The organism is Bacillus sp. LSHTCR4 (assembly GCF_057197025.1).
On the sequence record NZ_JBXUNO010000001.1, the window covers coordinates 1,282,182 to 1,304,201 of the forward strand.

The following is a 22,020-nucleotide window of genomic DNA, read 5'->3' on the forward strand; positions in this document are numbered from 1 at the left end:
CTACAAGGAATTTCTTTCTATAAATAGAGTATCAAACGAAAGTCGTGTGGGTCTATACAAACATTGTTGACGTTTTATAGCTTTTTAAGAAGTGGATAACAAAGTTTCATGAAGGAAAAATATGTTGTAAAGTGCAAAGTTAGGATATGAACGCGATTTGGATCTATGTATAAGGGGTAGGAGAAGGAAGTTTAAATATGTACACTTCTGACAGCTGATTTGGAAAAAATAAAAAACCCTCTAGAAAATATTTTTCAGAGGGTTTTCATCTTAGTATGCTTCTAAAAACTCAGTAACTTGCTCTTCAGTTTTTGCATTAGCACTATGTAAGTGGCCTAGCTTCTCGCCATTTTGATATACAAGTAAACTTGGAATACCCATTACTTGATACTCTTCAGCGATACTTGGGAACTCATCTTTATTAATAGAATACCATGCAAACTTATTGAACTCTTCCATCACATCTCCGATAAAGTTGTCCATACGCACGCAATCTGGGCACCATGTAGTAAAGAACTTAACAACTACTGGCTCCTCGCTTGCGATGATGTCTTTGAATTCCTGTTCAGATTTGATTTCTTTCATGTTAGTTTCTCCTTTTTCACTATCAATATTTTTGGTTATTTAGTTGGTGTATTTGCTGTGAAAGGAAAACTTATAAAGAGAGCCTTTCTTTTTGAATAATTCGTTAGCAAATTGATCCACCGTAGTTTCTTGAAGTCCTGGCATAACATATGAGTAGATATCCAGTGTGATTCTACTTTTTATGTCCTAGTCTTATATGCATCTTAAATCTAGAAATGAATATTAGGAACCTCACTTTTCTTTATAAGCTTTTTCGTGAGCTGTGTCAAACTTCTGAAATTGTAAGGCTACTATTTATTAGTAAGGTAAATTAAATTGTATTCATGATAGCCATTGCTATAACGTTCTTTTCCTCAGATATTTTTATGAGGTGTTGTGAGGGAAGAGATTAAACGGAGTTCCAGCAACAATTACACCCAAATAAAGGAATGCAAGTAAAGAAGCAAAGCTAACAAGAAGGGGAATTGCGGCACTGTATAGAGTGAAAGAAAAACATGATGTGGGGCGCGGAAGGAATCGTAAGAACATCTTAGAAAGTATTTAGCGGTAGAAGTCAGAGGGAATGTAGATGTGATAGAAAGACAGTCTTACATTATTCTTTTAAAGGGGGAATTAGGATGTTGAAATGGGTAAAGAAACTATTTTTTAAAAAATGCCCACCCTGCATTGTGTATGAGAAACAAGAAGGTGAGCTTCAATTAAACGAAATGGATTAGATTTATGAAAATTGCGATAAAATCAAGCGTGAACAGGGTATTGAAAAAAATGTCTATACCCTTTACATCTTATTCCATAAATAACAAAGCTGGTGAGCTTCTGATTCAAGAGCTATTACATGATCATTATTAATAGAGTTATTCGTATACATTTTGTTCTTTTGGATGTTAAGGACCGTATAATTCACATCGGTATGTTCATTTGAAAATGTTGATTCGTTTAATAATGTAAGTGTTGAGTTGATGTTATATTTATCAATTCGTTCTTTTTTTCCTTTGAAAAACAGTTTAATAAGATGTGGCTCATCATTAATGAGCAAACCAAGTTCAGGTGATGAGCGGACGATTAAATTATTTGATAACCAATGTGATTTACCTGGATCAAACCAAGAGACGTTTTTGTTTCTAATGAATTTTTTGTACTGTTTTAAAACATCAATGTAGTTTTGCTTTTTCTTCTGTTCAACAGTTTGTATTAATGTTTCAAAACATTCGAAAGATAGCTTGTTTTTATGAAATTTAATAACAGTTTCTCGTAATTGTTTCCAGTAATCAAAAACTGGGTGATATTCAGGTTGAGATTTAAGATTCTTTACAAAATTTGTTTTAGCTGCACTACTTTTCAGTGTAAAGTCTAAAAATTGTGTAAGTCCCACTTTAATTTCCGCCATGTTACACCCCCTTTCCGAACATTATTAATTCGATAGCGGAAAGGGAAATCCTGCATTTTTAAGGAGTTGAACGAGATGCTAGATGATGAAGGGCTGACGGAACAAGAACGACTCTTTTGTTTATATTACGTGAAATACTTTAAAGGGAAACAAGCTGTACGGAAAGTTGGATATGTAAAGAGAAGCACGCATAGTACGAGTAGTCGATTATTTAGAAGAGAATGTATAGCATTTCAGGTCAGAGAGCTTAAAGTAGAAATGGCTGAAAATATATTTGGGGAATCGATGAATGTATTGAATGAATAAATCAATATTGCTTTTGCTATTACGAAAAAAGGTCCTGTTGTTTCCAACAGGACCTTTCCTAAAATGGCAAAGAGTAACTCTTACCTTACTCTTCTCGTATATAATACATGAAAAAGATAGATGTGTATACAACAAGAAATTCCAATATAATTATTTGAATATAGTGTTGAGGGTGATTATATTGGAATTTAAAATAAGGAATTAAATTCCAAACGCTGATTTATCAATTGTTTTGAATGTTTTTTTATCAATTCGTAGTAAATAAATTAATATTGAGATAATGAGATATGAAATTTTGCATATCGAGTTGTAAAGCTGAATAAAGGTGAAAATGATTTAAATGATACGGAAGTTGTGAGAGAGTAATACTGAAATTTTATTTACCTGTTTATTGTATGAAATAAATTTGTTTGAATAGACACAAAAATAGAGGTTTGCCTTAGACATTTATAAAGGGTAAGAATATTTATAACAAAAGGAGTAAATGCACAGGTCCGATTTTTGTAATGATGGAGGGAATTGTTGTGGACATAACTCAAAGTATGGCACGAATAGTGGTTAATGGGAAAGATCTTCCGTTTCGTTCAGTTAGTACTTCTGTATGGAATCAAGGGCCTGTAAATGATTTAATTGTTTCAACAAACCAGAGAGTCGAGGAGTTTTTTCAATTTATGTGGTCGCAAGTACCAGTAATGCTTGCGATGTATTTTCTTCAAGGGGCAGACTTAATGAGGTTTGCTAGAATTACTGGAATTAATCAAAGTGTAACGGGAGAATATATTTATCATTTCTCTTGGGGATAAAATAAATGTAAAGTAGCATAACAGCTGCTTTTTTATTTTGCAAAGGAACATTAGAAGATGATGAGTAGAGGGTTAGGAAAATAAGAGTAGAGCGTGATATGGATAATTTGTGACTGTGTTTCAAGCTCGTACAGATAATCGACTACTTCATTTAATATAAGAGGGTCTGATATGAATATGAAGTTTTTAAGGAGTAAAAAAGATAAAAAAAACAGAGAGACATATTTTTTGTCCCTCTGTTTTTTTTATTATTCACAAATAGTTCCGGTTGCTATACCAGTTGGAGCAACCCCAACTGGGACCGTATCTATAACTGTATTTGTAGCAGTATTGATAACAGAAACAGTATTGCTACCTTGGTTTGTAACATAGGCACGAGTGCCATCTGGTATGATGGTTACTTGATCCGGTGATAAAGCAACAGGAATTGTATCGATTACTGCATTTGTTGCTACGTCTATTACCGATACATTATCACTAACTTTATTTACAACATAAATACGAGCACCATTCGGTGTAATAGCTATACCAACCGGTTCAGTACCTACGTTAATTGTATTAATAACGGAATTAGTAGCGGTGTCAATAACAGAAACAGTATTGCTATTTTGATTTGTGACATAGGCACGAGTGCCATCTAATGTAAAGACGATTATCCTAGGACGAATGCCAACAGGAATGGTAGCGCTAACTGTATTAGTAGCAGTATTAATAACAGAAATATTGTTGCTTAATTCGTTTGCAACATATGCAAAGGCTCCATTTGGAGAAACAGTGATTCCTTGCGGAGCATTGCCAACAGGAATGGTAGCAACAACTGTGTTAGTAGCAGCGTTAATAACAGAGACCGTATTGTTACCGTGATTTCCAACATAAACAGTTGTGTTATTTGGAGAAACAGCTACACCGATTGGATTAGAGCCAACAGGGATGGTAGCGACAACTGTATTGGTGGCAGTATTAATAACAGAAACGGTATTAGAAAAAATATTAGTAACATAAGCGCGAGTCCCATTTGGTGAAACTGTTACTTCAAGAGGTGCATTATTTACAGTGATTGTAGCAACAACTGTATTTGTTCCGGTGTTAATTACAGATACTGTATCATTTGTGGGGTCGTCTATGGCTCCTGCATTTGTAACATAAACAAGGAAATTACATGCTGGTCCAGTGGGTCCGGTTGGCCCAGTCGGTCCCGTAGGCCCCGTTGGACACTCACAATCTCCCGTAGGTCCTGGTGGTCCTTCCGGCCCCTGCATTCCTTGCACACCTTGGGGGCCCGTAGGTCCTGGTAGTCCAGGCGGTCCTTGAATCCCTTGGATACCTTGAGGTCCCGTAGGTCCTTCGAGTCCTTCCAGTCCTTGAATCCCTTGGACACCTTGAGGTCCCGTAGGCCCTTCGGGTCCCTCTGGCCCTTGAATGCCTTGCACACCCTGAGGTCCCGTAGGCCCTGGTGGTCCAGGAACTCCCATTCCAGTCCCAGAACCAGTGGGTCCTGGTGGTCCAGGCGGTCCTTGAATCCCTTGGACACCTTGAGGACCAGTCGGTCCTTCTGGTCCTTCTGGCCCTTGGAGTCCTTCCACGCCTTGAGGTCCAGTAGCTCCTGCAAGTCCTTCCGGTCCTTGAATCCCTTGGACACCTTGAGGACCAGTCGGCCCTTCTGGTCCTTCTGGCCCTTGCATGCCTTGCACACCTTGAGGTCCAGTAGCTCCTTTAGGTCCAGGAAATCCTCTAGGTCCAGTAGCTCCAGTAGGACCGGGGATTCCGATAATATTTAATAGAGAACTATTCAGTATTCCTTGCAAAATTAAGTTGAATGTTTGTTGCAACAATGGGTCCGATATATTGGAACAACTAATGAGCGAAGATAAATTTTGGAATAGAAATTGGAATAACGCAGAGATTTGAGTAAGAGATGCCGTAGGTAAGGAATTGATTAATTGATTTATAGTTCGTATAACTAAATTTCTATTTGGAGTATTTGGTTGCACTGTAATGATTAAATCATTTAATGCCTGTAATGCAGATTGGAGTATTTGTATAGTTGTCGGATTTGGCGTAGTAAAGAAAGAAAGGATAGCTTGGTTTAATTGGTTAATTAGGGACAATAATTCTTGTTGTTGAGAAAATGAGAAAAAAACAGGTGTACAACAATTACTTTGATCGCAAGAGGATATAGAAATAAAACAGGGAAATTGGAACTTTTTGCACGGATCGCTTGAGTTTTGATTATTTATCATAATTACCTCCTTTTAAAAAATTTAAATAGTAAGTACATTTGATAATCAATATTTGTTTCTAAATGTAATGTGTTTATGAGTATAAGTTATATGTGAAAGATTCAGAAATGTTTTTTTAAAGTATATGTAAACAAAATGGAGGTGTTCTTATGAGATTAGTATTATTGTAAAGGGTAGATTTGATGATAATAATAAGTTTAATTAAATTAGGGTTTAATGCAGTTCCATATAGAATTTTATGTAAGGTCATTCATTTCATTTTTTTATATATTCTCCTTTAAAAATTCAATTACGTTTAATAATTGAAACGAGTAAGTGAAATATGAAATTGAAAATATTAAAAGAAATAATTAAATGAAATAATTAAATGAAATACTTACTAAAAGCTAATGTACTAGTTTTCAGCACTTCCTAAAAAAAGAATCATACTATGGTTTGTAATAGCTTATATGGAAGTGAGTTGAAAATAATGTATTATTCATATTTTGCCACTCAAGCAAGTATGCGACCTGCGTACGGTACATCTATAACATTTAGCGGGGCACAAAGTACAGTTCAAGCTGTTCAACAAGCGTTACAAATGCAAATGCAGCAACAAGGTATCCAGCCGTATTATTCATCCATGGAGTATTTTTATCCAGTGCATCAAATCACACCGTATGGAAGTTCTTTTCTTACGATTCCATATGGAACTGTATTCAATCTATAAGCTGAAAATTTTATGAGTAGGAGCAGGTACCCCAAACTGATTATTAGCCATCACCAATCGGAAATATACGGGCAACCCAGCTCCCACCTACCTTTATTGCATATGCCGAATTTTAAGGTGTCCGCAAATAGCGGAAACAATTGAGGGGGGGAGTGTATAGGTAAGCGTCAAATAGTTCCAACTACAATTTGTAAATAGCCGCTGAGATAATCTCCGTACATACTCTACAAGTGTTTTTGTTGATAAGAACATATCGATTAAAGAAAGAATAAGAATTATCTTATCATGACAAATGATGGATAATGGCACTATATGAAAAGATACATAAACATTTACTAACGCGAACCAGGATGAGAGATAGCAACGTGTGGTTATATCGTACAGAAAGATTGTCCTATGACTACCAATTTACAAGAGCAGGAGAACATCCGAACCGTTTTTCGCCATTTTGAAGTATATTTACAGCCATAACATCTTATGTTTTGTTTATAATTGTAAATAGTTATTGAAATGTATAAATATTTTTTATGAATAAAAAGGAAAAATAATGCAACTTTTTAATTTGTTTATTCGTGTTATATATGAAAGGAGGAGGGGGATGGAGATTGAAGAAATATATAAAGTTTATATAAACGATGTGTACCGGTATTTATTTTCCCTTTCTCGTAGCCATCATGTAGCGGAGGACTTGATGCAAGAGACTTTTTATCGGGCGTTTCTTTATCTAGAAGACTATGAAAACCAAAAGGTCAAATCATGGCTTTTTAAAGTGGCATATCATACCTTTATTGATTTTGTTAGGAAAGAGAAAAAAGTAACTTTTGTAGGAACGGAGGAATTAGAAACAATTCAAGCAGGTGAATCTACAGAAGAGTATGTAGTCGCAAAAAATAGTTATGAAAAATTAATTCAGATTATTCATACTTTACCAGTGGTAGAGGCGCAAGCTATTTTATTATGTGACGTACATCAATTAACGTACGAAGAGGGTGCTTCTGTATTAGATTTAAAGTTAAACACGTATAAAAGTCACATATTTCGCGGGAGAAAGAGATTAAAAGAATTGTTAAAGGAGGAAAAGAGTCAAAATGATAAATGATAAACCTCATTCTGAACAAGATGATTATACAGAATTGTTACAAGAAGCTCTTCATCAAAGGCCGGATGCCCTTTCTAATGGAAAACAGGAGCAAGTGATGAAAATAGGAAAAAAAAGAGCGCGTATTACGAATGTTTTAATTGTATTTACTTTTTTATTACTTATTCAACCTATTTTATATATATCTACACTTTTATATTATACATTGGCACCTACAAACGCAATGGAGATACGGAATGTAGTAAATCAAACATTAAGTGTAACAGAACCAAATGTATTTTTGAAAGATAGGGACATGGAGCAAACATTGTTACCGCTTAGTTTACAATTGCATTTTGATTTGTATAAAAGGGTAGGGAAGAAAGATATTCGAATAGGAGAAGAGAAAACAGATTATGTATTTAGTAGAGCAACGAAAGTAAGCCGTGAATATACAACAGATGAAAAAATTCCGGAAGTCCCTTATATAGATAACGAGGTATTGTCTCATCCTAATAATTATAATGCGTCCTATAATAGTAGCGAAGAAGCACAGGTATTAAAGGGTCTTCCACAAGAATCTGTTGTAGAAGCATTTGTATCTTTTAGAGAATTGTTAAGTGTACAAGAGGTAACGAATATGTTTCCTACTATTGATATCGTCTGGTATGCCGTTAATACAGGGTTAGAGGAGAAGCAAACGAATGACGAGGGTATGTATATTGCCCCGATTGGCTTTCCGGCAGATATGATTTCAAGGCCAAGTGGTGCATTTGTGAGTGATTCACCTCATGAGGAACAATTTATTGATGTGTTAAAGTCATTACAGAAGCATGAAAATTTAGCAGTGAAGCTATCTAGAGCGAAAGTATTAGAGTTGCCAAAGCGTATTTCTTTCCTTGAAAAAAATGGGGTAAAAACATATGGGGCAGTTGTAACAGGACCTAAAGCAGAAGTTGAAAAGTTAATGAGCCACGAAAAAGTTAGAAAATTGAAAGTAGGTGAAGCGAGATTATGGAATTGGCATTCTTAAAAAAAAGAAAGAATCATATTTATAAACAGGAAACGTGGATGGGGACTATTTCATTAATTATTGCCTTTCTGGCGTTATTGTATTTGAACATTATATTGCTTATACAAGAAACATTTATAGGTAAAGGTTTTCTGCAAATAGTTGGTATTGGATTGGTATGCTCAGTCATAGGAATGATCACAAAAAGAAAAAGTCGGAAATATGCATTATGGGCATGTAGTTTATATCTTTTTATGCTACTGTTTTCTATATTTGGATTTATGTTAGGTTGGATGATAAGCTTTGGACCATAAAAATGTGTGAAAGGACGAATGTAGATTCGTTCTTTTTTATGCATAAAAAGTAAAATAGAAAGGAAAGGGTTTATCAAATTTGAATAGAGATCACTATACTACTAGGTTGTGGTGTTATTGAAATGTCTTCCGCTTACGTGTATATAAATAGGCGACAAGTATAGGGGGAAAACAATAGTTCGTCCAAACATTGCGAATCTTTTTTACATAATCTGGAGTAATAAGCATGAAAGGGGAACGAGTATGTCTTGCTATTACTACTGTAAGTATTGTAAAGAATATAAAAAGAAACAGCATAACTGTTGTAAGAACGATAGTAAGTGTAATGACAACAAGGACAGTTTGGTTAGGGCATCAGCATTTAGAGCTAGAAATACGGTGAATCAACCTGTTCCTGCTAATACTTTTGTAAAAGTATTGTTCCAAAATGAACAATTTGATTTAGCAAATGAGTATAATCCAGCAACGTCTATTTTTATTCCGAAGACTAAAGGAGTATACTCTGTTATTGGAACGATTGGTTTTTTTCCCAACGATCCTAGCTTAAATTATAGAGCTCGTGTAGAAATTCGTGTGAATGGAAACGCAGCAATAGCTATAGATAATGACTTTTTTGGTCCAATCAGTTTTGGAAATGTAGTAAGTGTTTCGACGATTATTCAATTGCATGCAGGAGATCAAGTTGAGGTTTATGCACAAAGTAGCATAGACGGAGTTTTAAGTCCTTCGGAAGACGGCTCACATTTTGAAGCTGCTAGATTCCCTTCACCAATTAAATAAAGTTGAGTATACAGCAGATAAAGGATAATCCCCACCGAAATGGTGGGGGTTTTTCTATTGAAAATAGTATCAGTTTGTCCCAAACTATTCTAATCTATATTGCATAGTATGTAATAATAAATTTAAGGGGGATTTACTACGTCTTATTATTACTGTAAGTATTGCAAAGATTACAAAAAGAAAAGTCATAATTGCTTTAGAGAAAATAGTAAATGTGATAAAAAGTATGTAAAAGAAAATTGTTGTGAGGATAAGAAGGAAAAACTTGTAAGGGCATCTGCCTTTAGAGCTGTTAATACAATGAATCAACCTGTCCCGGAAAATACTTCTGTTAAAGTATTGTTCCAAGATGAACAGTTTGATTTAGCGAATGAATATAACCCAGCAACATCTCTTTTTATTCCGAAGGCTAAAGGGGTATATAGTATATTAGGGAATATAACATTCTCTCCAAATGATTTTAATGTGAATTACAGAGCTAGAGTTGAAATTCGTGTGAATGGAAATCCAGCGATAGCAATAGATAATGATTTCTTTGGGACTGGAGTATTTTTTAACAATGATGTTTCAGTAACTTCTATTCTTCAATTAGAAGCAGGGGATTCAGTTGAAGTTTTTGCTGAGAGTAGTGTCGCCGGAGTAATTGTTCAAAATGTTAATGGCGTGAATACGGTTCATTTTGAAGCTGCAAGATTTCCTTCTCCAGTTAAATAACGAAGAGAATAAAATACTTTTCAGTAGGTTTAGTTAATCCCCTGTACCGAATGGTGGGGGATTGTTATTGTTTTTTTTTAATATATAAGTAAATCGGTTAAATATAGTTTGTTTCATGAGAATTTCACATGCTAAAGGTGTAATGATGAAAGGTAAAGTTTTAAAATTATTTTTTACAGTTTTGATGTCGAAAGGGCTATCTTATTTTAAGTATGAGATCTTCTACAGGTAATAAAAAGAGTAAGTAACAAGGTTGTAAAAGTTCTTTGACATTACATTTGCTAGTTGCCTAACGGTATAAAAAGACATCTTAATTTATGTCCGTATAATTACAGGCTTTTTCATTACTATATAGAAATTACATATTTAACATCGGTTTGTGCAGGTATTACTATTGTATGGAAAGGAATAACATGAAGGCAAGTACACTATATAAAAATAAAATAAATCCTAAGATTAGTAGTATGGGATGCAACTTGAACATATTTGACCTCCTTGAGTATATAAAGAATTTTAATACATCTTTGGTCAATTTAGAAGGAAAATATATTAGATGAATGGTGCTTGAATGGATTCAATAATTTAACAGAGTAGTGAATGTATATTTAATAAAAAAGTATTTTGGGGGACACCTTGACTAGATTGTTTATAAAGGGCAGGTTGATTTACCCCACGTGAAATATAAAAGTAATCAGGTTTATATGTACAGAATAAGGGATAAATAAAAAAAGAGCATACATAAAAGGTACGCTCTAAAGAAAGATAGGTTTTATGAGTGGATAATCTCCATACGATAATATATGCTCAGTTAATAAAAAAGTGTAAAAAATCAATGAATTATCAATGGAATATCATGAAATGAGTAATTTTTGTCTATGAATAAAGTTGTGTAGTTAACCAAATTGTAAGGATTGTGTATAGAACGGATTAACAAATGGATAATGATCGTACTTCAGCTTCATATTTCGTATAGTTTGGATATTGGGTAATAGTTTGACATTTAGGTGTGGAAAGTTGATTAATTATAGAAACATTTGTAATTATCTCGTTACAAGGACCGAAAAATGTAACTTTTAATTTTGAATTTGGTGGAACTTTGAAAACAATAGGTTTTTTCTCCATGAAATCAGCTCCTATGATGCAGTATTGTATACTGCGTTTTTCGTTCATATTATAAAGACGTACTAATATAATATGAAATTTTAGTTGAGTTGATAATGATATAGAGTTTTATGGCATGGTGAAAATGTGGAAAATACAGTAAAAACTGAGGATGTTCTATAAAATGTTTAATCAATATAATAAGTAAAAGTAAAAGTAAAAGTAAAAATAAGTAATTTATCTAATACGTTTTTTTCTTGCTACATATTATAATAGTAAGAATTGTATTAGGAGGTAATAAAAGAGTGCAAGAAAATGTACAAGCTCAACCCCAGCTTTCACCACCGTGGATCACATATTTTAATGAATTGAAAAATTCAATAGGCGCTGATCCAACTGTTACAGTTGGCCCGCTTATACCAGTTGGCGGGAATTATATTATTTTAGTGCACGCGTTAAGTGATGAAAAGGCGAGAGCGTTAGCAACGCTTCTAAAATCTTTTGTGGAATTTGGGAATGTAAGTGTAACAGTTATTGTAACTAATAATGAAAATAATATTGTAAATCCACTGCCATGTCCACTAGATGCATTTGAAATTGCTCATTTATTTCAAGTGGCGCTAGAAAATAACCCTTATTTTGAACAAGTTGTTGTACAGCCTCAACTCCCTGGTGGTCCAAATGTTGTCTTTCCGGTTTTTGTTGCGCAAGTAATTCAATTTTTTAACGATGATATTTCAAATTTATGTCAAACATTTATTGGTGTTGCTGCAAATGTATTTCATGATGTAATGAACGATGACGTTTGTGGTATCCCAATATTATTCTCCACAAGCTGTGTTCCGAGCAGTGAAAGTACACAATTACAAAATACAGATTTAACACCAAAACTGTTTTATTAAATTGTGAGAAGACATTTTCATTAATAGAAAATGTTTTTTTCATATGCATTAACGTTACTTTGTCGAGTTATTGGGGGTGATAAACGAGGCTTCCACTGATAAAATTGTTACTGAATCTTATATAGCGTGTGAAGATAGTATTTTTGAATTGAAATATAAAAGAAATGAGAGATAAATTGTTTTCATTAATATAGAATAATCACAAAAAATACAGTGAATTAGCTTTCATACATATGTTTCATAGTATAAAGAAGATTAATTACAAAAAACGAAGATTAGTAGTAATAGAGAAAATGATTCTAATATTAGCGCAAAAGATAGATAGATTAACTAATGTTAGCTACTGATACATAGTTTTTTCACATGAAATGAATTACATGTAGAAAACACATTATTTACACAAGTATATTGTATAGTTATTCTTGTATAATAATAAAAGTGAGGTATTTTGAATTGAAAAAGAAAAAGCTATTTTTAGGAACAATTATTTCATGCGTAGTACTGGCATTATCCGCATGTGGCTCCTCAGACAACGTAGTAACATCAAAAGTAGGAAATGTTACAGAGAAAGAGTTAAGTAAAGAATTAAGACAAAAATATGGGGAAAGTACTTTATACCAAATGGTGTTAAGTAAGGCATTGCAAGATAAATATAAAGTTTCAGACGAGGAAGCAAAAAAGAAAGTAGAAGAAGCAAAAGATAAAATGGGTGAGAACTTTAAAGCGACTTTAGAACAACTTGGATTGAAAAATGAAGATGAATTAAAAGAAAAAATGAAGCCAGAAATTGCATTTGAGAAAGCGATTAAAGCGACTGTTACAGAAAAAGATGTAAAAGATAACTATAAACCAGAAATGAAGGTAAGTCACATTTTAGTAAAAGATGAAAAGACTGCTAAAGAAGTGAAAGAGAAAGTAAATAACGGAGAAGATTTTGCGGCTTTAGCGAAGCAATACTCAGAGGATACTGGTTCAAAAGAACAGGGCGGGGAAATAACTGGTTTTGCTCCAGGGCAAACGGTAAAAGAATTTGAGGAAGCTGCATATAAATTAGATGCAGGACAAGTAAGTGAACCAGTAAAAACAACTTACGGTTACCATATTATTAAAGTGACAGATAAAAAAGAATTGAAGCCATTTGATGAAGTAAAAGATTCAATTCGTAAAGATATAGAACAGCAAAGACTACAAGACACGACAGGTAAATGGAAACAACAAGTAGTCAATGAATTATTGAAAGATGCTGATATTAAGGTGAATGATAAAGAGTTTAAAAATACATTTGAATTTCTAGAAAAGAAATAATGACTGTAATTAGAAAAGGGAACCTTTAAAGGTTCCCTTTTCTAGTTAGTGTGTGAGTTATAAATAGATAGTAAGACAATACAATATTACATATAAATATTAAGAATTACAATGGGAATTTATGTAATTGTTTTAAAGTGGAATAATCATTACTTCATAGAATGTTGATATTATAATGTTTTGTTTGTTTCATTTTATTAAATATAAAACGAATTAATTAATTTTAGCCCATTATTTGTAGGCAGTAAGATTTTCGTAGGCTAATTATTAGTCAGGAATGAAAAAAGCTTAAATGGATTTAAGTTTTACATTATTGAAGTGGATAAACATAATTTATAGAATGAAACATACAATAATATTGAAATATATTGACGCTAAATGAAGTGAAAAGCAGAGCATTCTATTATGATGGATGTTCTTTTTCATATGGAATTTTAAGGGGAAGAATGAATACTTTTAAATGAATTATTGAATAGATAAATAAATGATGTAGGGGGAGAAAATGTGAAAGTAATTTTTCAAAGAGAAGACGGAGGGAAAATTTTCGAATCGTATGATGAAGATATAAATAACTTATTAGCTATTTTAAAAGAAACGAAAGGGATTAAGATCGGGATGGTTGAGTATGAAATACTAAAATACGAATTAGAGTATTTTCGTCACCCAAAAAAAGCAGTAACAGAGAGGGAATTACATATAACAGTACAACCGAAATATATTTAATAATAAGGATCCATTATTTATTAGTGTTATAAAGTATGTACGAAAAGAGAGTGTTTACACTGCTCTCTTTTCGTAGAAATTTATAAGGAACGAATTGTAGTCCGTTATAAATCCTCTAAATTTTGTGAGTTCGTTCTTTATAATATATGCTTTCATTTATAGTTGGTTAATAAACTTGAAAAATTAAAACTTTTTCGTGTAGGCAGGGATTTTATATTCGAGTAGATAAATGTTCGTATAAGATGTTTTATAGAATATTGGAGGAGTAAAAATGAGTTTAGCAAGTTATATAGGGTGCAATGTAGAAATTCCATTAACGGATCCAGATTCTAATGATGTAATTGTTTTTGGACCATGTTTTTCAGATGAAAGTATGCTTGAAATTGTACAAGAGTTTCAATTTCAAACAAGTTACACGTATGAAATTTCAACAATGTGGGGTATTGAACTTGATGAGTGGCAAACTGAAAGGGAGAAGAAAGAAGCTAAAAAAAAGCTATTAGCTTTATGCGCGATTATGGAAGGATATTTAAATGATGGGGACTATTTTGAATTATTCAGTTGTTGGGTTGGTGATGAAGATAAAGAAAGAGTGGGAGAATTGGAATTAAAAATAAATCATTTTAATATAGATGAGATTCGTATTCCAGAAAGAACACTTGTAAGGATAGAAAAATAAATATAAAAATATAGGTTATTAGAAAAAGCGACTTCTCTTTAAGTGAAGTCGCTTTTTTAGTTGATCTTTTCACTTCCTATTAAATGAGAAGTGAAAAGATCATTTGATGAAGAAAAAATAAATGTCTTCTCAAAAGAACGTAAGTTCGTGTATAATTAGAACGAACGTTCTTGTAGGTGTAGATAGTATAAGATTTAGAAATAAAGTGAAACTGTAATTAGCGGGTGTTCATCATCCACTGATTATTAGTTTTCACCAATCGGGTGTTTACAGGGAATTGATTTTCGACTTGCTTTCCATGTATGTCTTGAATTTTGGGGTGGGAGATTTCCTACTTGTTCATGCGGGGGAAATATGAGCCGAGCAATTATTAAAGAATAATCGAAGTGTAATATGTTTGAAATAGAATGGATAAATGATCAAGGAGATAGAGAAATGAATGATGTAAAGATGCAAAAAGAAAAAAGAGAATGGGTTCCATTTACAGTAATGTCGGAACAGTTATTAAGTATGCGAAAGGTTATTGGGGAGAAATTTAAAGTACAAAAACCACTCTTAACAAAAGAAGCAAAAGAGGGAATTTCTGATAAATTATTAACGTCATTATTGTCTGAGAAAGAAATATTGGTGACATATTTTGAAGATGGGTACATACTTACAAGCTATATGACAGTGGTACATATAAATCCGCTAAAGTGCATTGTAATATGTACTGACGCGTTTTATAAAACTTACGTATTTAATACTACTGATATTATTGAAATAACGTAAAGTAAGCTGAAATTTAACTTTTAGCTTACTTTACGTTATGTTAGATGTGGAAAAGAAAAAATGAAACGAAAAAGCAGCTAGCTTCATACTAGCTGCTAAGCCCCAGGGAAAGGGAGAAAAAGATAGGGTACTCCAAAAATCAACAATAGCTGTGTAACAGCCTGATTATAGTATGGACAAATTTAAAATTCTTAAACAGAACGATGAAAAAATAGAGTTAGGCTGTACCGACTTGGTTTTGATCCGCAAGGTCAGAATCAAACGTATTAGTCGCACTCACACCATTAAAAGTATTAACAACAAAACCAACGTTTGAAGCGCCAGATCCATTATAAGCCTTCGTATTTTCTTTCGGAGAAACGTTGTAGAAATCGCCTAAGTTAAATGAACCGTTACTATTTTGTACAACTAAATTCCCTACAACTGAGGGCATAGTTTTCACCCACTTTACAATCATTTGTTAACAATACTATATGGCCTTATAGTCCAAATGGTTCATGTAATAAAAATTGCGAAATAGTAAAACGTTTGAAGTGTAGTTTAATCCCATAATAAAAGTGTGTTAAACTGAATGTAAGGTTAAGTAATTAAAAATAATAATTGTATAATCAGTATATGCGAAAATAAAGGAGGCAAAATGTAATGAATAATGTTATAAAAAAAGTAGATTTAACAGATGCAAAATCAAGTAATCTTGTTGCACTTATTTATAGCAATGAAGTTATATTGGTGGAAGAAGCATTTTGTCCAAATGAAATAAAATTAAAGTTTAATGAAATTGCAATTTTATCGGCTATTAAAACGGCACATATAATGAAAGTATCCATCAGAAAAGAGCTTGAAGCGATTTTTCATGACACGGGTGTTTTATTGGTGAAGCATAGTGCGGAGTATGCAAACAGTCAATCTATCACTATGCATTTTGAACAATTTAAAAAGTTGCAACATGAGATTGAGTATTTAAATAAAATTATGTAATAAGACAAGATAAAGATTTTTTTCATAGAGGTGAACTGTTCTATGTTGAAAAAATGGTTTGAAAATTTTTTAGACGAATCTCGCTGTAAACATAAATATAGTTTTATTAAGATGCAGGATAATGAAGATTTCAAAAGTGGTAAGCTAGGTGTAGCTTATGTGTATAGGTGTGAGAAGTGCGGGAAAGAGAAGTTGAAATTTAAAAGCAATAACGAAATAAATAATGATTTTTTTGATATATAGGTAAGAGTAACTGTTATGGTTACTCTTTTTTATATACATAAACTCCTTCTAAAGTATGAAATGAGTTGATACTTTAGTAAATAGTTGAATGAAAAGGAAAAGTGTAAAATGTTGTAAAGGAGGAGAGGTACTTGGAGCGAAAGGGCATTGGGAAAATTGTCATTATTACAGGAGTGACACAAGGATTAGGGCGTGCAATGGTTGATCGATTTCATGAATTAGGATGGAATATATATGGCTGTGGACGTTCAAAAGATAAAATTGAAGAATTAAAAAAATATTACGGTAATACACATGATTTTCAAATCATTGATGTTTCAAATTCTCAGCAAGTAAGTAGTTGGGCAAATGATATACTTAATAGACATGGAGCACCTGATTTGTTAATAAATAATGCATCGATTGTAAATAAAAATGCGCCACTGTGGAGAGTAACCGTTCAAGAATTCGAAAATGTAATGAATATAAATGTAAACGGTGTAGTAAATGTAATAAGAGAATTTGTCCCAGCTATGGTGGCTAGGAAAGAAGGGATGATTATTAATATGAGTTCTAGCTGGGGAAGAGAAGGTGAAGCTGAGCTTGCGCCATATTGTGCCTCAAAGTTTGCAATTGAAGGCATTACGAAATCAATGGCACTGGAATTGCCCTATGGTATGGCTATTGTTGCATTAGATCCGGGCGGAAGTATTAGCACCCCGATGCTGTATTCATGTGCACCACAGTATGTAAATGAATCACCAACACCTGAAATGTGGTCACATCATGCGATTCAATATATATTGAATATAACAATAGATCAAAATGGAGCTTCATTGACGTGCCCAGAATGTATGTAATTATATTTTGAATTGTATAAGTATCTTTTAATTAGTATATTTTTATTGATACACACTTTGTTAAAAAAGTACCTGTAAGGTGCTTTTTTGTATTTTTAACACATTATAGAATGCACAAAATTACATATAGAAAATAAATATGAGTTAAAGGATGCCATTTATGTATTTCGAAAGCACTAGAAAACTTCTAAATAGGTGATCAGAATGAATCCAAACGATTTAAAAGTGACAGGAGCATGGCTTCAAGTAGGAGGGAATCTTACAGCGGCAATTGGGACGACAAGAGGATTTATAGGTGAAGAGAAAGTTGAATCGGAGATTGTAATTGTAGGAAGCTCATTACAAGCCCTCGGGTATATATTGCAAATGATAGCGAGTAATGAAACCGAAGATAAAGGTGAAAAAGAAAATCAAAATATGTGTTTGGAGAAAAAAAGTGAAATGCTCGATAAAAAGGGCATTGAGTTATTAGCGTTAGGGAATATATCAAATGTAATAGGGACATATTTTAATATAAATGAACAATTGAAAGAGAATGATTATCTTATAATTGTAGGGAATAGCTTACAATCGATTGGAGCTTTTTTAGGAGTAGAAGCGGCTTTGCTTCAGATGAAAATGTTGCAGAAAATTATAGTAATAGGAAATTCTCTGCAAAGTTTAGGCGCTGGACTTCAAGCGTATCAAGGTATTGTTAATGTAATGCAGAATAGTATAGAAAATGAAGACAGTAAGGTTGATAAGAAAGATGAGAGAATAATAGCACTTATTGGTGTTTGGATACAAGCGATAGGAACTGCTATTTCGGCAATTGGATTAACTATAATAGAGAAGGAAGAAAGGTTAGAAAAAATAATGTGAAATTGTTCATGTAAAGATGGTATGTAAAATTTCAATTTTACATAAGTAGAAAAGTTGAAGTGGTAGGTTTTTTTGCATTGAAATAGAATATATAATAGTAGAACAGTGATTAGTGGTTAATAAAAATATCGGAAATGCAAAAGTAATTAGTGTTTATAGCATATGGAAAGAGAAAAATACAAAACAAGGAGTTTTCAAGAGATGATGTATTTGTTGGCAATTCTTTTACCGCCTGTAGCCGTATTATTTTGCGGAAAACCATTTCAAGCAATAATTAATTTCATATTAACATTAATATTTTGGGTTCCAGGTGTTATTCATGCGATATTAGTTGTACATGATAAAAAAGCAGATCGGCGTTTAAAAAAACAAATTCAAGCATATGATGAAATAAATAAGAAGAACAGAAGATAGCTGAGTTGTGAAAGGTTTTAAAAAGAAAGGGGGGGACTACCTCCTTTCTTTTTTCATTCTGGTTAAGTTTAAATTTTAGTGTAGCGGTAAGAATTTTTAATATAAGTATTGTGATAATTCGTTTTAGAGTGTGCGTTTAATAAACCGGTGTAAATGTTTTTAGGGACGTTAAAGAAATCATACATTCCATTCTTTAATTGAATGCGTAAAATCATAGAAAAAGGATTATAGCCAACAGCAACTATAGTTTTTGAAATCACGGGAGATAGCTCCATCATTACGCAACTCCTCACTTTTCATTTTTAATAATTTCTTATAGATGTTGAGGTTGTGGTGTTGAAAGCTTTATAATTAAAGAGGTATTATACTTATATGCAATATATTAAATGTTCGTTATACGTAATTATAAAGAAGTTCACACGAAGTACATATCGTTGTGCTATTTTTATTTCACCTTTGATTTATAAATAAGAAAATATTGACCATTTGAAAAAAAGGTATATTATTTATACGAGGTATTAAAAATTCACTTTTTACATTCTATGCTTAAAGGGGCAGCATTATTAGAAAAATAGAAGTGAAAATACTTTGTATAAGAAGCATTCTAAAATTTATAATCTGTGAATTAGGAAAATATTGAATGCTCCAGGTCAATATAATTTCTTAATTAAATTCATTTTAGAAAGTGACCTCAATATTTTTAAGTAAATCAACGGGAGAATTGAAAGGCAGGAGAAAGTAACATGTCAGAAAATTATCGTTCTCGAGAGGAGCGACGACAAGTTAAAAAGAAAAAACAACCAGCTTCTAAAACACAAAAACCAAAAGGTAAAACATCATTCTTTCGCAAGTTTTTAATTACTTGTTTATTACTTGGTATTGTTGGTTTAGTGGCGGGGGTTGCTACCTTTTTTGTAATGATTAAGGACGCACCAAAACTTGAGAAAGCAAAACTTGTTAATCCGTTATCCTCAAAAATTTATGATAAAAATGGCGATTTGGTATATGAATACGGGAAAGAAAAACGGACGAATGTTACGTATGATCAAATTCCTAAATTAGTAGAAAATGCATTTTTAGCAACAGAAGATGCACGTTTTTACGAGCATAGCGGAGTAGACTTTAAAGGTACTGCCCGTGCTGTTTTGGTGAGTCTTAAAGGAGATTACGGTTCACAAGGTGGAAGTACGATCACACAGCAAGTTATTAAAAACTACTTCTTATCGATGGAAAAAACATCAAAACGTAAAGTTCAGGAAATATATTTAGCGTATAAGCTAGAACAACAATATTCAAAACATGAAATTTTAGAAATGTATTTAAATAAAATTAACTTAGGAAACCGTTCATATGGAATCGCAACAGCAGCACAAAACTACTATGGTAAAGAATTGAAAGATTTAACATTACCAGAAGTTGCGATGCTTGCAGGGTTACCGAAAGCACCAAATAACTATGATCCAACGAAAAAAGAAAATGTTCAAAGGGCTACAGAAAGAAGAAATGTTGTTCTAAACTTAATGAATCGACATGGATATATAACAAAACAGGAAATGGAAGAAGCATCAAAAGTTGACGTAGAAAAGGGACTCAAGCCTGCAACTCAACTTCAAGCAATGCCATACCCTGCATTTATGGATGCAGTTGTGAAAGAAGTAGAAAAAGAATTGCCCGATGCTAATATTGGCTCTGATGGTTTAGAAATTCATACAACTTTGGATCCAAAAGCACAGGAATTAGCTGACAATATTTTAAATACAAATATTATTAATTATCCAAATGATAAATTCCAAGGTGCTTTCACATTTATGGATACGAAAACAGGTGAGGTTCGTGCTATAGGTAGTGGTCGCGGTGAAAATAAAGCAGTATTTAAAGGGCATAATATGGCAATTGAATTAGATCGTGCAGCTGGTTCAACTATGAAGCCAATCTTTGATTACGGTCCTGCAATTGAATACTTAAAATGGGCTACGTATCATCAAATTGATGATTCTCCATTTAAATATTCAACTGGACAAGAACTTCGAAATGCGGACAGAACTCATTTAGGCCCAATTACGATGCGTGAAGCGTTAAAAATGTCACGTAACGTTCCAGCAGTTAAAACTGCAAAAGAAGTAGGACTTAATAAATCAAAAGAATTCTCTGAGAAATTAGGTATTACATTTGATTCAACACCGAAAGAATCTACAGCGATTGGTACAAACGAAGTATCACCAACTGAAATGGCGGGTGCTTATGCGACATTTGGTAATGGTGGAAAGTATGCAAAACCACATTTTGTTAAGAAAATAGTTTATCCAGACGGCAAATCACAAAGTTTTGAGCAAAAACCAAAACAAGTTATAGCTGATTCTACAGCATATATGATTACTGATATGCTTCGCTCAGTAGTAACATCAGGTACTGGTACAGCAGCAAATATTAGTTCTTTAGACGTAGCTGGTAAGACGGGTACAACAAACTATGATTCAAAACAATTAGCGAAATTTAACATTCCAGAAAGTGCAACTCGTGATAGTTGGTTTGCAGGTTATACACCGCAGTATACGATGGCAGTATGGACTGGGTATATGAAAGATGGGAAAGACGAGTATATTAGTAGTAAAAATACAAAAATTGCACAGTTGATCTTTAAAGAAATGATGAGTGAAATGGCTACTGATAAATCACGCTTTAAAATGCCAAGTACTGTTATTCAAGAAGGTAGTGAGCTACGTATAAAAGGTGAAAAACGTGATTCTTCTCCAAATACGAGCGTACCGGACACGACAGAAAAACCAAAACAAGACCAGCAACAAAAAACTGAAGACGAGAAAAAGCAAGAAGAAGAAAAGAAACAAGAAGAACTGAAAAAACAAGAAGAACAAAAGCAACAAGAGGAACTTAAGAAGCAAGAAGAACAAAAGAAACTAGAAGAGCAAAAGAAACAAGAAGAAGAAAAGAAACAAAATGAACAAAATAATGGTAACGGTCAAGGAACGACACCTCCAGCAAATAACGGAGGAGGTCAAGGAAATACGACACCTCCAGCAAATAACGGGGGAGGCCAAGGAAATACGACACCTCCAGCAAATAACGGAGGAGGCCAAGGAAATACGACACCTCCAGCAAATAACGGAGGAGGCCAAGGGAATACGACACCTCCAGCAAATAATGGAGGAGGCCAAGGAAATACAACTCCACCAGCGACCACACAACCAGAGACTGGCGGTAATGCAGGAGAGGCCCCTGCTAATAATGGACAATAAGAAAAGTTTATAAAAAATATTA

The 22,020-nt window shown here is 33.2% G+C and carries 24 protein-coding genes and 2 pseudogenes; 19 read left to right on the plus strand and 7 right to left on the minus strand.

Annotated features, from left to right (window positions below; all coding sequences use genetic code 11):
* Window positions 1-270: 270 nt before the first annotated feature.
* The 3 genes and pseudogenes from AC2CGR_RS06580 to AC2CGR_RS06590 all read right to left on the minus strand — a co-directional run bounded on the left by AC2CGR_RS06580 (window position 271) and on the right by AC2CGR_RS06590 (window position 1,972).
* Window positions 271-585 carry a thioredoxin family protein gene (locus AC2CGR_RS06580; RefSeq protein WP_042875016.1) on the minus strand — a complete coding sequence of 105 codons (315 nt, stop codon included), beginning with the start codon at window positions 583-585 and terminating at the stop codon, window positions 271-273.
* A gap of 39 nt (window positions 586-624) precedes the next feature.
* Window positions 625-863, minus strand: a pseudogene (locus AC2CGR_RS06585) (hypothetical protein); the annotation flags it as partial.
* 500 nt (window positions 864-1,363) lie between these two features.
* A complete protein-coding gene (locus AC2CGR_RS06590; RefSeq protein ID WP_087967987.1) occupies window positions 1,364-1,972 on the minus strand; it encodes a hypothetical protein in 609 nt (202 codons plus the stop codon).
* Window positions 1,973-2,047: 75 nt separating this feature from the next.
* On the opposite strand from AC2CGR_RS06590, the gene AC2CGR_RS06595 reads away from it, so the two are divergent.
* Window positions 2,048-2,278 (plus strand): terminase small subunit, encoded by a 231-nt coding sequence (locus AC2CGR_RS06595; RefSeq protein ID WP_087967988.1) that lies wholly within the window; start codon window positions 2,048-2,050, stop codon window positions 2,276-2,278.
* Between the two features lie 449 nt (window positions 2,279-2,727).
* The gene (locus AC2CGR_RS06600) at window positions 2,728-3,081 is read left to right on the plus strand and encodes a hypothetical protein (RefSeq protein WP_240687595.1); all 354 of its coding nucleotides are present in this window, start codon (window positions 2,728-2,730) and stop codon (window positions 3,079-3,081) included.
* 248 nt (window positions 3,082-3,329) lie between these two features.
* On the opposite strand, the gene AC2CGR_RS06605 is transcribed toward AC2CGR_RS06600, so the two are convergent.
* Window positions 3,330-5,321 carry a collagen-like repeat preface domain-containing protein gene (locus AC2CGR_RS06605; RefSeq protein WP_270185239.1) on the minus strand — a complete coding sequence of 664 codons (1,992 nt, stop codon included), beginning with the start codon at window positions 5,319-5,321 and terminating at the stop codon, window positions 3,330-3,332.
* A gap of 469 nt (window positions 5,322-5,790) precedes the next feature.
* On the opposite strand from AC2CGR_RS06605, the gene AC2CGR_RS06610 reads away from it, so the two are divergent.
* The 6 genes and pseudogenes from AC2CGR_RS06610 to AC2CGR_RS06635 all read left to right on the plus strand — a co-directional run.
* Window positions 5,791-6,030, plus strand: coding sequence for a DUF3947 family protein (locus tag AC2CGR_RS06610; protein WP_270185238.1), 240 nt, complete (start codon window positions 5,791-5,793; stop codon window positions 6,028-6,030).
* Window positions 6,031-6,628: 598 nt separating this feature from the next.
* Window positions 6,629-7,129 (plus strand): sigma-70 family RNA polymerase sigma factor, encoded by a 501-nt coding sequence (locus AC2CGR_RS06615; protein ID WP_029438168.1) that lies wholly within the window; start codon window positions 6,629-6,631, stop codon window positions 7,127-7,129.
* The gene (locus tag AC2CGR_RS06620; RefSeq protein ID WP_131102074.1) at window positions 7,119-8,141 is read left to right on the plus strand and encodes an anti-sigma factor; all 1,023 of its coding nucleotides are present in this window, start codon (window positions 7,119-7,121) and stop codon (window positions 8,139-8,141) included. Before AC2CGR_RS06615 ends, AC2CGR_RS06620 begins: the two co-directional genes overlap by 11 nt.
* Entirely contained in the window at window positions 8,123-8,434 is a 312-nt protein-coding gene (locus tag AC2CGR_RS06625; protein ID WP_000417668.1) for a hypothetical protein, read from the plus strand. The genes AC2CGR_RS06620 and AC2CGR_RS06625 overlap by 19 nt, the downstream gene beginning before the upstream one ends.
* A 243-nt stretch (window positions 8,435-8,677) precedes the next feature.
* Complete coding sequence (locus tag AC2CGR_RS06630; RefSeq protein WP_087967995.1) at window positions 8,678-9,214, plus strand: C1q-like domain-containing protein; 537 nt, start codon at window positions 8,678-8,680, stop codon at window positions 9,212-9,214.
* A 141-nt stretch (window positions 9,215-9,355) separates the two neighbouring features.
* Window positions 9,356-9,928: pseudogene (locus tag AC2CGR_RS06635) on the plus strand (complement C1q domain-containing protein); the annotation flags it as partial.
* A gap of 927 nt (window positions 9,929-10,855) precedes the next feature.
* Here AC2CGR_RS06635 and AC2CGR_RS06640 read toward each other — a convergent pair.
* Window positions 10,856-11,050: a hypothetical protein gene (locus AC2CGR_RS06640; protein WP_484480671.1), complete on the minus strand. Its 195-nt coding sequence runs from the start codon at window positions 11,048-11,050 to the stop codon at window positions 10,856-10,858.
* 284 nt (window positions 11,051-11,334) lie between these two features.
* Between AC2CGR_RS06640 and AC2CGR_RS06645 the strand changes: the two genes are divergently transcribed.
* The 5 genes from AC2CGR_RS06645 (at window position 11,335) to AC2CGR_RS06665 (ending at window position 15,409) form a co-directional block, all read left to right on the plus strand.
* Window positions 11,335-11,931: a hypothetical protein gene (locus tag AC2CGR_RS06645; RefSeq protein WP_484480672.1), complete on the plus strand. Its 597-nt coding sequence runs from the start codon at window positions 11,335-11,337 to the stop codon at window positions 11,929-11,931.
* A gap of 453 nt (window positions 11,932-12,384) precedes the next feature.
* On the plus strand, window positions 12,385-13,236 hold the full coding sequence (locus AC2CGR_RS06650) for a peptidylprolyl isomerase PrsA (RefSeq protein ID WP_087968001.1): 852 nt from the start codon (window positions 12,385-12,387) through the stop codon (window positions 13,234-13,236).
* A 504-nt stretch (window positions 13,237-13,740) separates the two neighbouring features.
* Window positions 13,741-13,959, plus strand: a complete 219-nt coding sequence (locus AC2CGR_RS06655) for a hypothetical protein (RefSeq protein ID WP_087968003.1) — start codon at window positions 13,741-13,743, stop codon at window positions 13,957-13,959.
* 271 nt (window positions 13,960-14,230) lie between these two features.
* Window positions 14,231-14,638, plus strand: coding sequence for a KH domain-containing protein (locus AC2CGR_RS06660; RefSeq protein WP_087968005.1), 408 nt, complete (start codon window positions 14,231-14,233; stop codon window positions 14,636-14,638).
* 393 nt (window positions 14,639-15,031) lie between these two features.
* Window positions 15,032-15,409: a YolD-like family protein gene (locus tag AC2CGR_RS06665; RefSeq protein WP_002021310.1), complete on the plus strand. Its 378-nt coding sequence runs from the start codon at window positions 15,032-15,034 to the stop codon at window positions 15,407-15,409.
* Window positions 15,410-15,626: 217 nt separating this feature from the next.
* On the opposite strand, the gene gerPF is transcribed toward AC2CGR_RS06665, so the two are convergent.
* Window positions 15,627-15,842, minus strand: a complete 216-nt coding sequence (gerPF, locus tag AC2CGR_RS06670) for a spore germination protein GerPF (protein WP_001141565.1) — start codon at window positions 15,840-15,842, stop codon at window positions 15,627-15,629.
* A gap of 209 nt (window positions 15,843-16,051) precedes the next feature.
* Here gerPF and AC2CGR_RS06675 point away from each other — a divergent pair, with 209 nt between their 5' ends.
* From AC2CGR_RS06675 to AC2CGR_RS06695, 5 genes are all read left to right on the plus strand, one after another.
* Complete coding sequence (locus AC2CGR_RS06675; protein WP_001066868.1) at window positions 16,052-16,387, plus strand: hypothetical protein; 336 nt, start codon at window positions 16,052-16,054, stop codon at window positions 16,385-16,387.
* 42 nt (window positions 16,388-16,429) lie between these two features.
* The gene (locus tag AC2CGR_RS06680) at window positions 16,430-16,630 is read left to right on the plus strand and encodes a hypothetical protein (RefSeq protein ID WP_087968007.1); all 201 of its coding nucleotides are present in this window, start codon (window positions 16,430-16,432) and stop codon (window positions 16,628-16,630) included.
* 131 nt (window positions 16,631-16,761) lie between these two features.
* The gene (locus AC2CGR_RS06685; protein ID WP_087968008.1) at window positions 16,762-17,469 is read left to right on the plus strand and encodes an SDR family oxidoreductase; all 708 of its coding nucleotides are present in this window, start codon (window positions 16,762-16,764) and stop codon (window positions 17,467-17,469) included.
* Between the two features lie 204 nt (window positions 17,470-17,673).
* A complete protein-coding gene (locus tag AC2CGR_RS06690) occupies window positions 17,674-18,330 on the plus strand; it encodes a DUF6944 family repetitive protein (RefSeq protein ID WP_087968010.1) in 657 nt (218 codons plus the stop codon).
* A 201-nt stretch (window positions 18,331-18,531) separates the two neighbouring features.
* Window positions 18,532-18,744, plus strand: coding sequence for a YqaE/Pmp3 family membrane protein (locus AC2CGR_RS06695; RefSeq protein ID WP_000990223.1), 213 nt, complete (start codon window positions 18,532-18,534; stop codon window positions 18,742-18,744).
* Window positions 18,745-18,812: 68 nt separating this feature from the next.
* Here the strand turns inward: AC2CGR_RS06695 and AC2CGR_RS06700 are convergent, their stop codons facing one another.
* The gene (locus tag AC2CGR_RS06700) at window positions 18,813-19,022 is read right to left on the minus strand and encodes a KTSC domain-containing protein (protein ID WP_131102083.1); all 210 of its coding nucleotides are present in this window, start codon (window positions 19,020-19,022) and stop codon (window positions 18,813-18,815) included.
* Window positions 19,023-19,487: 465 nt separating this feature from the next.
* Here AC2CGR_RS06700 and AC2CGR_RS06705 point away from each other — a divergent pair, with 465 nt between their 5' ends.
* A complete protein-coding gene (locus AC2CGR_RS06705; protein ID WP_087968012.1) occupies window positions 19,488-21,998 on the plus strand; it encodes a PBP1A family penicillin-binding protein in 2,511 nt (836 codons plus the stop codon).
* Window positions 21,999-22,020: the final 22 nt, after the last annotated feature.

Bases quoted from the DNA above. Each gene is read 5' to 3' on its own strand.
- AC2CGR_RS06580 (WP_042875016.1), bottom strand. From the start codon at position 585: ATGAAAGAAATCAAATCTGAACAGGAATTCAAAGACATCATCGCAAGC.
- AC2CGR_RS06590 (WP_087967987.1), bottom strand. From the start codon at position 1,972: ATGGCGGAAATTAAAGTGGGACTTACACAATTTTTAGACTTTACACTG.
- AC2CGR_RS06595 (WP_087967988.1), top strand. From the start codon at position 2,048: ATGCTAGATGATGAAGGGCTGACGGAACAAGAACGACTCTTTTGTTTA.
- AC2CGR_RS06605 (WP_270185239.1), bottom strand. From the start codon at position 5,321: ATGATAAATAATCAAAACTCAAGCGATCCGTGCAAAAAGTTCCAATTT.
- AC2CGR_RS06610 (WP_270185238.1), top strand. From the start codon at position 5,791: ATGTATTATTCATATTTTGCCACTCAAGCAAGTATGCGACCTGCGTAC.
- AC2CGR_RS06615 (WP_029438168.1), top strand. From the start codon at position 6,629: ATGGAGATTGAAGAAATATATAAAGTTTATATAAACGATGTGTACCGG.
- AC2CGR_RS06620 (WP_131102074.1), top strand. From the start codon at position 7,119: ATGATAAATGATAAACCTCATTCTGAACAAGATGATTATACAGAATTG.
- AC2CGR_RS06625 (WP_000417668.1), top strand. From the start codon at position 8,123: ATGGAATTGGCATTCTTAAAAAAAAGAAAGAATCATATTTATAAACAG.
- AC2CGR_RS06630 (WP_087967995.1), top strand. From the start codon at position 8,678: ATGTCTTGCTATTACTACTGTAAGTATTGTAAAGAATATAAAAAGAAA.
- AC2CGR_RS06640 (WP_484480671.1), bottom strand. From the start codon at position 11,050: ATGGAGAAAAAACCTATTGTTTTCAAAGTTCCACCAAATTCAAAATTA.
- AC2CGR_RS06660 (WP_087968005.1), top strand. From the start codon at position 14,231: ATGAGTTTAGCAAGTTATATAGGGTGCAATGTAGAAATTCCATTAACG.
- AC2CGR_RS06665 (WP_002021310.1), top strand. From the start codon at position 15,032: ATGTTTGAAATAGAATGGATAAATGATCAAGGAGATAGAGAAATGAAT.
- gerPF (WP_001141565.1), bottom strand. From the start codon at position 15,842: ATGCCCTCAGTTGTAGGGAATTTAGTTGTACAAAATAGTAACGGTTCA.
- AC2CGR_RS06675 (WP_001066868.1), top strand. From the start codon at position 16,052: ATGAATAATGTTATAAAAAAAGTAGATTTAACAGATGCAAAATCAAGT.
- AC2CGR_RS06680 (WP_087968007.1), top strand. From the start codon at position 16,430: ATGTTGAAAAAATGGTTTGAAAATTTTTTAGACGAATCTCGCTGTAAA.
- AC2CGR_RS06690 (WP_087968010.1), top strand. From the start codon at position 17,674: ATGAATCCAAACGATTTAAAAGTGACAGGAGCATGGCTTCAAGTAGGA.
- AC2CGR_RS06695 (WP_000990223.1), top strand. From the start codon at position 18,532: ATGATGTATTTGTTGGCAATTCTTTTACCGCCTGTAGCCGTATTATTT.
- AC2CGR_RS06700 (WP_131102083.1), bottom strand. From the start codon at position 19,022: ATGATGGAGCTATCTCCCGTGATTTCAAAAACTATAGTTGCTGTTGGC.
- AC2CGR_RS06705 (WP_087968012.1), top strand. From the start codon at position 19,488: ATGTCAGAAAATTATCGTTCTCGAGAGGAGCGACGACAAGTTAAAAAG.